The 13,640-nt window shown below is 32.4% G+C and carries 13 protein-coding genes; 11 read left to right on the top strand and 2 right to left on the bottom strand.

What is annotated here, in order from left to right; all coding sequences use genetic code 11:
• Positions 1-7: 7 nt before the first annotated feature.
• The 11 genes from FDN13_RS12840 (at position 8) to FDN13_RS12890 (ending at position 11,442) form a co-directional block, all read left to right on the top strand.
• Positions 8-754: a flavoprotein gene (locus FDN13_RS12840; RefSeq protein ID WP_138980757.1), complete on the top strand. Its 747-nt coding sequence runs from the start codon at positions 8-10 to the stop codon at positions 752-754.
• 5 nt (positions 755-759) lie between these two features.
• Positions 760-1,044 (top strand): EutN/CcmL family microcompartment protein, encoded by a 285-nt coding sequence (locus tag FDN13_RS12845; protein ID WP_138980758.1) that lies wholly within the window; start codon positions 760-762, stop codon positions 1,042-1,044.
• 17 nt (positions 1,045-1,061) lie between these two features.
• A complete protein-coding gene (locus tag FDN13_RS12850; protein ID WP_138980759.1) occupies positions 1,062-2,036 on the top strand; it encodes a cob(I)yrinic acid a,c-diamide adenosyltransferase in 975 nt (324 codons plus the stop codon).
• Positions 2,017-3,459: an aldehyde dehydrogenase family protein gene (locus FDN13_RS12855; protein ID WP_138980760.1), complete on the top strand. Its 1,443-nt coding sequence runs from the start codon at positions 2,017-2,019 to the stop codon at positions 3,457-3,459. Before FDN13_RS12850 ends, FDN13_RS12855 begins: the two co-directional genes overlap by 20 nt.
• A gap of 51 nt (positions 3,460-3,510) precedes the next feature.
• Complete coding sequence (locus tag FDN13_RS12860) at positions 3,511-4,842, top strand: 4Fe-4S dicluster domain-containing protein (RefSeq protein WP_138980761.1); 1,332 nt, start codon at positions 3,511-3,513, stop codon at positions 4,840-4,842.
• A 10-nt stretch (positions 4,843-4,852) separates the two neighbouring features.
• Positions 4,853-5,401 carry a BMC domain-containing protein gene (locus tag FDN13_RS12865; protein WP_138980762.1) on the top strand — a complete coding sequence of 183 codons (549 nt, stop codon included), beginning with the start codon at positions 4,853-4,855 and terminating at the stop codon, positions 5,399-5,401.
• A gap of 223 nt (positions 5,402-5,624) precedes the next feature.
• Positions 5,625-6,269 (top strand): LysE family translocator, encoded by a 645-nt coding sequence (locus FDN13_RS12870; protein ID WP_138980763.1) that lies wholly within the window; start codon positions 5,625-5,627, stop codon positions 6,267-6,269.
• 714 nt (positions 6,270-6,983) lie between these two features.
• Positions 6,984-7,463, top strand: a complete 480-nt coding sequence (locus FDN13_RS12875; RefSeq protein ID WP_138981107.1) for a complex I 24 kDa subunit family protein — start codon at positions 6,984-6,986, stop codon at positions 7,461-7,463.
• Between the two features lie 19 nt (positions 7,464-7,482).
• Positions 7,483-7,872, top strand: a complete 390-nt coding sequence (locus FDN13_RS12880; protein WP_138980764.1) for a (2Fe-2S) ferredoxin domain-containing protein — start codon at positions 7,483-7,485, stop codon at positions 7,870-7,872.
• A gap of 3 nt (positions 7,873-7,875) precedes the next feature.
• Positions 7,876-9,684, top strand: coding sequence for an NADH-quinone oxidoreductase subunit NuoF (locus FDN13_RS12885; RefSeq protein ID WP_138980765.1), 1,809 nt, complete (start codon positions 7,876-7,878; stop codon positions 9,682-9,684).
• A gap of 15 nt (positions 9,685-9,699) precedes the next feature.
• Positions 9,700-11,442, top strand: coding sequence for an NADH-dependent [FeFe] hydrogenase, group A6 (locus FDN13_RS12890; RefSeq protein ID WP_138980766.1), 1,743 nt, complete (start codon positions 9,700-9,702; stop codon positions 11,440-11,442).
• A gap of 32 nt (positions 11,443-11,474) precedes the next feature.
• On the opposite strand, the gene FDN13_RS12895 is transcribed toward FDN13_RS12890, so the two are convergent.
• Positions 11,475-12,716, bottom strand: coding sequence for a DUF1015 domain-containing protein (locus tag FDN13_RS12895; RefSeq protein WP_138980767.1), 1,242 nt, complete (start codon positions 12,714-12,716; stop codon positions 11,475-11,477).
• 11 nt (positions 12,717-12,727) lie between these two features.
• On the bottom strand, positions 12,728-13,639 hold the full coding sequence (locus FDN13_RS12900) for a D-2-hydroxyacid dehydrogenase (protein WP_138980768.1): 912 nt from the start codon (positions 13,637-13,639) through the stop codon (positions 12,728-12,730).
• Position 13,640: the final 1 nt, after the last annotated feature.

Raw genomic sequence — 13,640 nt, forward strand, 5'->3', positions numbered from 1 at the left:
TGAATTTATGGATATTGAAGAGTTGATAAAAAGTATAGCCATAGAAGTTTTAAGTAAAATGAAAAGAAGAGTACTTCTTTTTATAACAGGTGGTTCTGTTAATATCAAAGAAGTTTTTATTGCGTTAAGAGAAAATTCCATGATTCAATATAGCATTGTTATGTCGGATGCAGCTTTAAATGTTATTCCTAAAGAGTATATAGAGAGTATAGATGGAAAATTAATAAACGAAAAATCAGAAATGACAAAGGAGATAAGTAAAGCTGACCTTATTGTTATACCAGTTCTTACAAGGAATACTTTGTCTAAGATTAGTAATGGAATATCAGATAACCTTGTAACCCTTGGTATCTCTGAGGCTATTATGATGAATAAAAAAATTGTTGCAGTAAAGGATAGCTTTGATCCTAATAACTCTGTAAATATATATCTTGGATACACAAGAAACAAGGCATATAATGAAATGCTACTTAAATATTTAAAAGTACTTGAAGATATGGGTATAGAGTTTGTAAATGCAGAACAGCTAAAGGATAAAATAAACGATTTTTTTAATTTTAATATAGAAACTAAAAAGAATAATAAAGTTGTAAAGAAAATTTTTTCTGGTGTATTAACTCTTGAAGATATTTTATGCATAGAAGGAAAATTAGAGGAATTATGCATTAAGAAGGGAACGACAATAAGCCCTTTAGCTTTAGACTATGTAAGCAACAATAAAATAAAAATATGTTACGTTGAAGAGAAGGAGTAGAGTTTATGTATTTAGCAAAGGTTATAGGCAATGTTGTTTCAACTCAAAAGGATTCAAAATTTATAGGAACAAAGCTTTTGCTTGTTCAAAGAATAGATGCAAGAGAGAATCCGATTGGTGATGTAATTGTGGCGGTTGATACTGTTGGTGCAGGTATTAATGAAATTGTTCTTGTAATAACTGGCAGTGGAGCAAGGCTTGTTTATGAGGATAGAAATGTACCTGCAGATGCTTCTATTATTGGAATTGTAGATAACATAGAGGTAGATGATAGAATCTATAATGAATGAAATAGGGAGTTGGTCTAATGAAAATATATACTAAAACAGGGGATAAAGGTGATACCAGCCTTGTTGGAGGAAGCAGAACAACAAAGTCGGATATAAGAGTATGGGCTTATGGTACTATTGATGAAGCTAATTCAAGCCTTGGGCTTGCAAGAGCTAAAATCTGCAATAAGGAAATAAAAGAAAATATTTTATTAATTCAAAAGATGCTTTTTGAAGTAGCAGCAGAGATTGCATCTATCGGAACTGAATCCTATAAAGAGAGGATTAATGAAGAAGATGTATTTAAACTTGAAAAGTTAATAGATTATTATGACGAGTTGAAACCTCAAATACATGCTTTTATTGTTCCAGGCGGAACGGAGGAATCAGCACTTCTTGATATATCAAGGACGATAATAAGAAAGTCTGAAAGATATATTGTAGAATTAAAAGATTATTATAAGGTAAATGAACAACTTTTAAAATATATAAATAGATTATCTGATGCAATATATACCTTTGCAAGGTATTTAGATTATATAGATATAAAAAATAAGGTTAAAGTGAATATAGGATTATATAAAAAAAATAAATTAGATAGGGAGTTTGCAAGGTATTTAGTTGATAAATGTATAGTTAAAGCTTTGGAAATTGGTGTTCCAATGGTAATTACTGTAGTTGATGATAGCGGGAATATTATTATTCAGGAAAGAATGGATGGGGCACTACTTGCGAGTATAGATATATCAAAGAATAAAGCCTATACAGCTGCTATATTTAAAAAACCAACCCATGAGCTTAAAAAATTATCAGAGCCAGGGGAAGAACTCTACGGTTTAAGCAATATGAAAAACGTAATTACTTTTGGAGGAGGTTTTCCTTTAAAAATAGAAGGAGATTTATTTGGAGCCGTTGGAGTTAGTGGAGGAACAGTTGAAGAGGATATGACGGTTGCTGCTTATGCAATTAAGATTTTTAAGGAGGTTTTTACCTATGGAGTTAGAGAAGAGTGAAATAGCTTTAATTATTGAAAAGGTTTTAAAGGAAATCAATGAAAGGGAGCTAAAACCTAAAAATAGCGATGGTATATTTTATAACATGAATGAGGCTATAGAAGCAGCTTACAGAGCCCAAGAGAAATTAGTTGAAATTTCTATAGAACAGAGAGAAAAGCTTATTGCTTCAATGCGAAGTGCCATACTTGAAAATGCAATGTCTATAGCAAAACTCTGTGTAGAAGAAACTGGAATGGGTAGAGTTGATCATAAGTATTTAAAACTAAAACTTGTAGCAGAAAAGACTCCAGGAACAGAGGTATTAAAGACGACTGCTTATACAGGAGATAAAGGGCTAACTCTTATAGAAATGGCACCCTATGGAGTAATAGGAGCGATAACTCCTGTTACAAATCCACCTGATACAATTGCATGTAATAGTATAGGAATGATTGCAGCTGGAAATGCTGTGGTTTTTTCTCCACATCCAAGTGCTGTTGAATGTTCTTTGGCCATGATAAGAATTTTAAATAAAGCAATAATAGAAGCAGGAGGTCCTGAAAATTTAATTACAACAGTAAGTAAGCCTACTATTGAGAGTACAGATGAGATGATGAATCATCAGAAGGTAAAATTAATTGTTGCAACTGGTGGTCCTGCAATTGTTAAAAAGGTATTATCTTCAGGTAAAAAAGCAATTGGAGCTGGGGCAGGAAATCCTCCTGTTGTTGTAGATGAAACTGCAGATATTAAAAAGGCTGCAAGGGATATAATAGCTGGATGTAGTTTTGATAATAACATGCCATGTATAGCAGAGAAGGAAGCAATAGTAGTTGAAAAGGTATATGATGAGCTTATTAGACAAATGAAAGCTAATGGAAATGTATATGAATTAAACGATAAAGAAGTAGAGAAATTGATGAAGGTAGTTCTGACAGAAGAAGAAAATAAGGCAACAAAGGGTTGTGATATTGAGGAAAGAAATAAAAAATATATGGTAAATAAAAAGTGGGTTGGAAAGGACGCAGCTGTTATTTTAAAGGAAATTGGTGTAGTACCTCCAAAGGGAGTTGAATGTTTGATTTGTACAGTTGATAATGAGCATCCTTTTGTTCAGGAGGAACTTATGATGCCTATACTGCCAATAGTTAAAGTAAAAAATGTGGATGAGGCTATAAAAATTGCTGTTAAAGATGAACATGGTAATCGTCATACTGCAATTATGCATTCAAAAAATGTGGACAATTTAACAAAGATGGCAAGAGCAATAAATACTACGATTTTTGTTAAGAATGCTCCCTCTTATGCTGGGATAGGATTTGGAGGCGAAGGATTTACAACTTTTACAATAGCTGGTCCAACAGGTGAAGGATTGACTAACGCAGCAACTTTCACAAGGCAAAGAAGATGTGTTATGGTGGATGGTTTTAGGATTATCTGATTAAAGAGTTACTTTGATATTATTTTATACTTAATCTGTGAGGTGCTCAATATGGATTTATTAAACAAAATATATATGGCAGGTGTAGTAGGAGCTGGGGGAGCTGGATTTCCAACTCATATTAAGTTAAATTGCAAGGTAGATTATTTAATTGTTAATGCTTTAGAATGTGAGCCTCTTTTAAAAACAGATCAATATGTAATGAGAACTAAAAGCTATGAGATAATAAAGGCCCTTGAAGAGTTAGGAAGGTTAGTAGAAGCTAAATATATTTTTATTGGAATAAAAGAAAAGTATAAAAAAGAAATTGAAGCGCTAAAATCAGCTATCAATGATTTAAATTCAAAAGTAAAATTATACTTTTTTGAATCTGTTTATCCTGCAGGGGATGAACAGATTTTAGTATATGAAATTACTGGTAGGGTAATCCCCCCTGGTGGAATTCCCCTTAATGTTGGAACAGTTGTTTCAAACATTGGAACGGTTTATAACATTTATAATGCAATGGAAGGTGTATCTGTAATAGATAAATATATTTCAGTTTTAGGAGAAGTTAATGAACCTAAACTGCTTAAAGTTCCAATAGGGGTAACAGTTGCCCAATGCCTAAAGGCATGTAACGGTACAACAATAGATGATTATAGCATAATAATGGGTGGGCCTATGATGGGCAGGAAGATTAAAAAAGATGAAATAAATAGTAGAGTTATTACAAAAACAGATAGCGCTATAATAGTTATACCTGATAGCCACTATATTATAGAAAAGGATAAAATACAATTAAATCATATTATAAATAGAGCTAAATCTGCATGTATTCAATGCCGCTATTGTACAGAAATGTGTCCAAGGCATTTAATAGGACATCCTTTAAGTCCCCATAAAATTATGCGTGCCATTGCATTATCCGAGGAGAGTGATGTATTTAAAGAAGCTTTTTTATGTTCTGAATGTGGTATATGTGAATTATATGCATGCCCAATGGGACTATCACCAAGAAGAGTAAACATATATTTAAAAGATAAACTTAAAAAGCAAGGTATTAAACCTCAATTTAATGTTAAAGAATTAAAAGCCTATATTGAAAGGGAGTATAGAAAGATACCAACTTTTAGATTAATATCAAGGCTTAATTTGAGTTTATATAGTGCTCAGAAAATAGATAAAGTAGAAGAAATAAGTGCTTCAAAGGTTAAAATTCCATTAAAACAGCATATAGGAATAATGGCAAAGCCGGTTGTAAATGTAGGAGATATAGTAGAGAAAGGACAGTTAATAGGAAAAGTTGAAGCAAATGAGATAGGGGCTAACGTACATTCAAGTATTTCGGGAGTTGTAGTTGAAATATCAAAGGACAGCATTGTAATTGAAAATGCAGAATAGGGGTGAAACTATGATCAGAACTATCGGTTTATTGGAGTTAAATAGCATAGCAAAGGGAATTGAAACAGCAGACTTTATGATAAAGGCTGCAGAGGTTGATTTGCTACTTGCAAAAACAGTATGCCCAGGAAAGTATATAATTTTGATAACAGGTAATGTAGGAGCAGTAGAATCGTCAGTTGCTACTGGGATAGAGTGTGGTGGGGCTTATGTAGTTGATAAATTAATAATTCCAAATATTCATGAGCAGTTGATTCCAGCAATTAATGCTACATCTAATATTGAAGAATTAAAAGCCTTAGGGGTTATGGAGTTTTTTGGAATTGCCTCTGCGATTGTTGCAGCAGATGCAGCGGTTAAGGCTGCAGATGTTAATCTTATTGAGGTAAGGCTTGGCATTGGAATAGGAGGAAAGGCTTTTGTGACTCTAACAGGGGATGTAAGTTCTGTAAAATCGGCAGTTGATGTTGGTGCCTCAACAGCTGCCAGAAATGGAATGCTTGTAAACAAAGTTGTTATACCATCACCCAGGAAGGAATTACTTGAAAGTTTATTATAATATATTAAACAATAAACCACCTGATGAAACAGGTGGTGTTAATTTTAAAGCCATAATTCATAAATATATCCTTAATCAATTGCTTTAATAAAGATGCAATATTTAAAGCATATTCAAAATGTAAGATTGAATTTGTATCTTGCATTATTATATAATTAAAGAATCAGAATATAAAAATAATAAAAAATTATTTATTGGCAGCAATATTGAAAGGGATGTTAGTTTGAAATATTTATTCACACTATTAAGGATGATAATAACAGGTTTTTTTACTGGAATAGTTTTTGCAATTCCCCTTGGGCCTGCAGGAATGGAGTCGATTAAAAAGACATTAAATAATGGATTAAAAGAAGGATTATTAGTTGCTCTTGGGGCTGTTCTTTCGGATGCCGTAGATATAATATTGATTAATATAGGTTTATTTAATTTGCTAAATGAAAATAAAAGAACAGAGGGTATATTTTTTATTATTTGTGGTATATTAATCATTTTTTTTGCTTATGATGATTTTAGAAAATATAAAGATAAAAAAGATGTTAATGTTAACAAGTTCGAGTCAATGCCTGTTTTAAAAGGATTTTTAATCGCCTTTACAAATCCTATGACACATTCCTTTTGGTTAACTATTAGTGGTACATTGATACACAGATTTAGCGATAATGGTTCCTTTAATTACTACTTGTTTTTGCTTTTTATTATTATTGGTATGTTTGGCTGGTTTGTAATATTAAATATAGCAGCATTAAAGGGAGTAAAAAAATTTAAATCAGCTAATGAAGACAAATCTTTTGAAAAGATTATAATAATGATTTTGTTATTGCTTGGTATGGGATTTATTTTGTATGGTTTCTGTAAATTTTTTAGATGATTTTATTTAGCTCTTTTATAATAAAACATAAAAAGAGAAATAAATCTAAAGTAAAATAGTATTAAAGTGCTGCCAATGGGCGGTACTTTTTTATTAAAGTTAAATAAAGGGCTTTTAGCCCTTTATTTAACTTACTGTTTGTATAAAAGTTTTAAATGAATAAGCATATAAAATATAGAAAAGTTGAATACGCATTTTATAAATTAATGCCTATTTTACTTTAGTTGATGCTCTATGTCTGAATAAGGAGCCAACATATATTGTAAGTGGAATTGTAATTAAGTGGAGTATAATCCAATAAGTCCAACCTAATCTTGGAGTATACATAATTTTACCTCCTAATCAACATCTTTTCTCATCATACCTTTTCCTAAATAAAATAACAAAGGAATAGTGATTATATGAAGTAAAAGCCACCACCCCCAACCAATTGTTGGTGTTAGATTAGTCATAAAATCGCCTCCTTTAACATTCTATGTCTATTATTTCCTTAATGAAAAAAACTATACATTTAGTTTTATTTTAGAATAGAGGGACAATAAATTATTTATGAATGATTATTTTATAAATTGATTTAACTTTTTATAAAAATATAAATTATCAATAGATTAGATAAATAATAAAGTATATTTTGGAAATACTTATAAGGTGAAGGATTTTAGAATGATACTGAGAAAGGATGGTGGAAATCCTGCATTAATAGCAGGCAAGTTTATGGCTGAATATAATGTGGATAGTGAAAAACTAAAAAAGCTTGAAGAATATATTGATGGGCTTGAAGAAAAGGAGGGAGCACTTATAAATATACTCCATGAAGCCCAAGATATATTTGGATATCTTCCAAAGGATGTACAGCTTTTTATTGCAAGAAAATGTGATATTCCGGCATCAAAGGTCTTTGGAGTAGTAACTTTTTACTCATATTTTACTATGGAACCCCAGGGAAAACATGTAATCAATATATGTATGGGTACAGCATGTTTTGTAAAAGGTGCAGAAAAGATACTGGCAGAATTTAAAAGACTGCTTGATATAAAAGAAGGGAATATGAGTAAAGATGGGTTGTTTACAATTAATACTTTAAGATGTGTAGGCGCTTGTGGCCTTGCTCCTGTTGTTATGGTAGATGGAAAGGTCTATGGAAGGGTGAAGGTAGAAGATGTTGAGAATATTATAAAGGAATATAGAAAATGAATTTATAGGAGGTTTTAATGTGGCAGGTATAAAATCTCTTGATGAACTTAAAGCTTTAAGGGATAAGTATAGAGAAAACTTTATAGGAAGAGATACTTCAGATTCTGAAAATAAAATTCGTATTTCTGTAGGAATGGCTACCTGTGGAATAGCTTCAGGTGCAAGAGATACAATAAATGCAATTATTGATGAGGTTGCAAAGGAGAAACTATCTAATGTAGTTGTAGTTCAATCAGGATGTTTAGGATATTGTTATGCAGAGCCAACTGTAGAAGTTAGAATCCCAGGTAAAGAACCAGTTATATATGGGAATATTGATGCAAATAGAGGAAGGGAATTAGTTAAATATATTAAAAATGGAGAAATTCCAAAGGATTGGATAATTAAAAGAACGTTTAATAATATTTAAGACATGGGAGGTTTTAATGTGCCTAATTATAGAATGAATATACTTATATGTGGTGGAACGGGATGCAAAGCATCAGGTTCTTCTGAAGTTGTTGAAACCTTTGAAAAAGAAATAGAAAAGGCTGGATTGCAAAATGAAATTCAAGTTATAACTACAGGATGTTTTGGCTTTTGTGAAAAGGGCCCAATAGTTAAGATTACGCCTGATAATGTGTTTTATATTGAAATTAACAAAGACAAGGCAACTAAAATTGTTAACGAGCACATTATAAAGGGTAGAGTAGTTGAAGAATTTTTATATAAAGAGCCAATTAGCGAAGAAATTCTTCACGAGCAAACAGAGATGCCTTTTTATAAAAAACAGCTAAGAATAGCATTAAGAAATTGTGGTTTTATTGATCTAGAAAATATTTACGAATATATAGCAGCAGATGGATACCAGGCACTTGGTAAGGTTTTAACTGAAATGACTCCAGAGCAGGTAATTGATGAAATAAAAAGAAGCGGACTTAGAGGAAGAGGAGGAGGAGGTTTCCCAACTGGAGTAAAGTGGGAAATGACAAGAAAATCTAATTCCGATCAAAAATATGTTATATGTAATGCAGATGAAGGTGATCCAGGAGCTTTTATGGATAGAAGTATTCTTGAGGGGGATCCACATTCCGTACTTGAAGCAATGGCTATTTGTGGATACTGCATTGGGGCAGATAAAGGGTATATCTATATAAGAGCAGAATATCCTCTTGCTATACAAAGGCTTAGAATAGCAATAAAGCAAGCCTACGAGCTTGGGCTGCTTGGGAAAAATATACTTGGTACAAATTTTAATTTTGATATAGATCTAAAATATGGTGCGGGAGCATTTATTTGTGGTGAAGAAACAGCTTTAATAAATTCAATTGAGGGTGGACGTGGGGAACCTACTGTAAAGCCTCCATTTCCTGCACAAAAAGGGCTTTGGAAAAAGCCTACAAATATTAATAACGTAGAAACATTTGCAAATATATGCCCGATTATTTTAAAAGGAGCAGATTGGTTTAAATCTATCGGAACAGAAAAAAGCAAAGGTACAAAGGTATTTGCACTTGCAGGTAAAGTAAATAATGTAGGGCTTGTAGAAGTTCCTATGGGACTTACTTTAAGAGAAATAATATATGACCTTGGTGGAGGAATAAAAGAGGGTAAAAAATTCAAAGCAGTTCAGACTGGTGGGCCTTCAGGAGGATGCATACCTGTACAGCATCTTGATACACCTATAGATTACGATACCCTAACACAAATAGGTTCTATGATGGGTTCTGGTGGAATGATAGTTATGGATGAGGATGACTGCATGGTAAATATTGCTAAATTCTATCTTGAGTTTACATGTGATGAATCCTGTGGAAGATGTACTCCTTGTAGAGTTGGTAATACAAGGATGCTTGAAATATTGAATGAAATTACAGAAGGTAAAGGTACAATGGAACATCTTGAGGAATTAAAGGAGCTAGGGCAAATAATTAAAGACACATCGCTTTGTGGACTTGGTCAAACATCTCCTAACCCTGTTTTAAGTACAATGAATTTCTTTTGGGATGAATATGTAGCCCATGTAAAGGATAAAACATGTCCTGCAGGCGTTTGTACTGCACTATTAAAATATTACATATTACCTGAAAAATGCGTTGGGTGCACAGCATGTGCAAAAGTATGCCCTACAAATGCTATTTCAGGTGAGGTTAGAAAAACTCATGTTATTGATAGAGAAAAGTGTATAAAGTGTGGAGCATGTATGGCTACATGTAGATTTAATGCTATAACTAGAAGGTAACTCTTAGAAAGGAGAATAAAAATGGTCAATTTAACGATAAATGGAATGAAAATTTCTGTGCCTGAAGGGACAACAATTTTAGAGGCTGCAAAAAAGGTAAACGTACATATTCCAACTTTATGTTATTTAGATTTACATGATATTAAAATGGTAAATAGAACAGCATCATGTAGGGTTTGTGTTGTGGAAGTGGAAGGAAGGCGCAATCTTGCTCCAGCCTGTGCTACTGAAGCTTTGGAAGGAATGGTAGTAAGGACAGATACACCAAGAGCTATAAAAGCAAGAAGAACAGTAGTTGAGCTTTTACTATCAGATCATCCAACGGATTGCTTAGTTTGTGAAAAAAATACTCAATGTGAGCTTCAGCAACTTGCTGCAGATTTGGGAATAAGAACTATAAGATATAAAGGCAAAATGTCAACATATCCCAAAGATACCTCAAGTGAGTCAATTTATAGAAATCTTGATAAATGTATAATGTGCAGAAGATGTGAAACTATGTGTAACGAAGTTCAAACCTGTAATGTCTACTCTGCTGTAGATAGAGGCTTTGAAACAGTGGTTTCACCTGCATTTGGGCTTCAAATGATAGATACCCAGTGCACTTTTTGTGGTCAGTGTGTTGCTGTTTGCCCAACAGCAGCATTAACACAAATGAGCCATGTTTCTAAGGTATGGGGGGTACTTTCAGATCCTGATAAATATGTTATAGTTCAAACAGCCCCGGCAATTAGGGTAGCACTTGGAGAGAAATTCGGTATGGAACCGGGAAGTATTGTAACCGGCAAAATGGTTGCAGCATTAAAAAGACTAGGATTTAAAAAGGTCTTTGATACAGATTTTGCTGCAGATGTAACTATTTTAGAGGAAGCCCATGAATTTATAGATAGACTCCAAAATGGAGGAAGGCTTCCTATTTTAACAAGTTGCTGCCCAAGCTGGGTTAAGTTCATAGAGCATCAATTTCCTGATTTACTTGATATACCTTCAACCTGCAAATCTCCTCACATAATGTTTGGGACAATAGCAAAGACGTATTTGGCTGAAAAATTGGGAATTGATCCTGAAAAGATGGTTGTTGTTTCTATAATGCCATGCCTTGCAAAAAAATATGAGGTAATAAGACCAGAATTAAAACACGAAGGTAAGAAAAATGTTGATTTGGTAATAACAACCAGGGAACTTGCTGCTATGATAAAAGAAGCTGGAATAGATTTTACAAGTCTTCCTGATGAAGATTTTGATGACCCACTTGGAGAATCAACAGGTGCATCAGTAATTTTCGGTACAACTGGAGGAGTTATTGAAGCAGCCTTAAGAACAGCTTATGAATGGCTTACAAATAAGCCTCTTGAAAATGTTGAATTTCAAAGTGTTAGAGGATTAGATGGATTAAAAGAAGCTACGATTAATATAAATGGTCAAGATATTAGGATAGGAGTAGCTCATGGTCTTGGAAATGCAAGAAAATTGCTTGAATCCATACAAAAGGGAGAGTCAAAGTATCATGCAATAGAGATAATGGCTTGTCCTGGAGGATGCATTGATGGAGGAGGGCAGCCATATCATTTTGGTAACTTAGAAGTTGTTAAAAAGAGAATGGAAGCAATATATAAGGAAGATAGAAATAAAAAAATTAGAAAATCCCATGAAAATCCTGCTGTATTAAAAATGTATGAAGAATATATTGGAGAGATTGGAGGAGAAAAAGCACACAGACTTCTTCATACACATTATACAAAAAGAGAAAAAATATAAAATAAAAAGACCAGTAAATTTTGCTGGTCTTTTTATAGCTTATGAATAAATAGCCCACTTCTTAATTTAGGTTCAAACCATGTAGATTTTGGAGGCATAACTTCTCCAACGTCTGCAATATCCATTAAATCATCAATTGTTGTAGGATACATAGAAAAAGCAACTCCATTAAATTTATTAGCTTTCTTTTCAAGTTCTTTTAATCCTCTTATTCCACCTATAAAATCTATTCTATCACTGGTTCTTGGGTCATCAATTCCAAGTATAGGTCTTAAAAGATTATTTTGAAGTATTGAAACATCAAGTTTTTCTATAGGATTGCTTTCATCAAAGGTTCCTTCCTTTGCCTTTAATATGAACCATTTATTATTTATATACATACCAAAGGTATGCTTTTCTTGAGGCTTAAAAGGTTCAGATTTTTCATATAATGTTATATAAAATTTTCCAGTAACCATATTTAAAAATTCGTCAATTGAAAGACCATTTAAATCCTTAACAACCCTATTATAGTCCATTATATAAAGATGCGAGCTTGGAAAAAGAACTGATAAGAAATAATTAAATTCTGCATCTTTATTATAGTTAGCATTTTCACTACGCCTTTTTAAGCCTACCTTAACAGCAGAGGCTGCTCTGTGATGACCATCAGCAATATAAATATTATTAATTTTACTAAATAAATCAATTAACTTGCAAATAGTAGTATCATCATCTATTACCCAAACTGTATGTTTTATATTATCATCGCTTGTAAAATCATATAAAGGTGATTTTTTTGTCCATTTATCTACTATATCATTTATTTCTTCATTATCTTTATATGTTAAAAATATAGGGCCAGTATTTGCATTACAATAATCAACATGGTTTATCCTATCTTCTTCTTTATCTTGTCTTGTGTGTTCATGTTTTTTTATTATATTATTTAAATAATCATCTATTGAGGTGCAGCCAACTATTCCTATTTGACTTCTACCCTCCATTGTTAGACGGTATAAATATAGACATGGTTTATTCTCTTCAATAAATATACCTTTTTTTATGAAATCATTTAAATTATCTCGTGCTTTTTCATATACTCTTTTATCATATATATAAATATCTTCTTGAAAGTCTATTTCAGCCTTATCAATATGCAAAAATGAATAAGGATTGTTACTAGCTATAGCTTTTGCTTCCTCACTGTTTAAAACGTCGTAGGGAAGGGCTGCTACTTTGTGAGCTAAATCCTTTATAGGTCTTATTGCCTTAAATGCTCTTAAAACTGCCATTTAAATCCTCCTTAATTGAAAAAACTATCTATAATATCAACAATTTCAAAACCAATTCTCTTTTGTGCCTCTACTGTTGAAGCACCTATATGAGGTGTTACAGAAACTTGAGGATGATTTATTAGAGCTTCATTTTTTGAAGGTTCTTCTTCAAATACATCTAATCCTGCACCAGCAATTACATTATTATTTAAAGCATCAAGGAGTGCAGATTCATCAACAACCCCACCTCTTGCACAATTTATAAGAAAGGCTGTATTTTTCATCAATGAAAGTTCCCTCTTACCTATAACTGTGCCACTTTTTTCATCGTAAGGAATATGAAGAGATACATAATCAGATTTTTTTAGTACATCATCGAAGCTACAGAATTCATATTCATCATATCCTTCAGCTTTACCTAATATATCATAGTAAATTATATTCATGCCTAAACAATAAGCTCTTTTAGCTACTTCTCTTGCTATTCTTCCAAAACCTATAAGACCAAGAGTTTTACCAAAAAGCTCAGTACCTTCATATTTTTTCTTTTCCCATTTATTATCTCGCATAGTTACATTTGATATGTGAAGAAACCTGCTTAGTGCAAGCATGTGGCATAGAGTGAGCTCAGCAACGGAAATGCTGCTTGCAGAAGGCGTATTCCTTACTGCAATACCGTTATTTTCTGCATACTCAACATCTATATTATCAACACCTACACCACCTCTTATTATAAGTTTTAAGTTCTTACTTTCCAAAGATTTATCAATTAATGGTTTCCTTACTTTAGTTGCTGATCGTACAACTAAACAGTTAAAATCCTTTATTTTTTCAAGTAATATTTCAGGCTCGTAGTGTTCACAAACAACTTCATAGTTTTTTTGTTTTAATAAATCTATTGCATCATCGTCAAGTCCGTCTGAAATAAGAATTCTAACCATA

This window comes from Caloramator sp. E03, assembly GCF_006016075.1.
GTDB lineage: Bacteria > Bacillota > Clostridia > Clostridiales > Caloramatoraceae > Caloramator_B.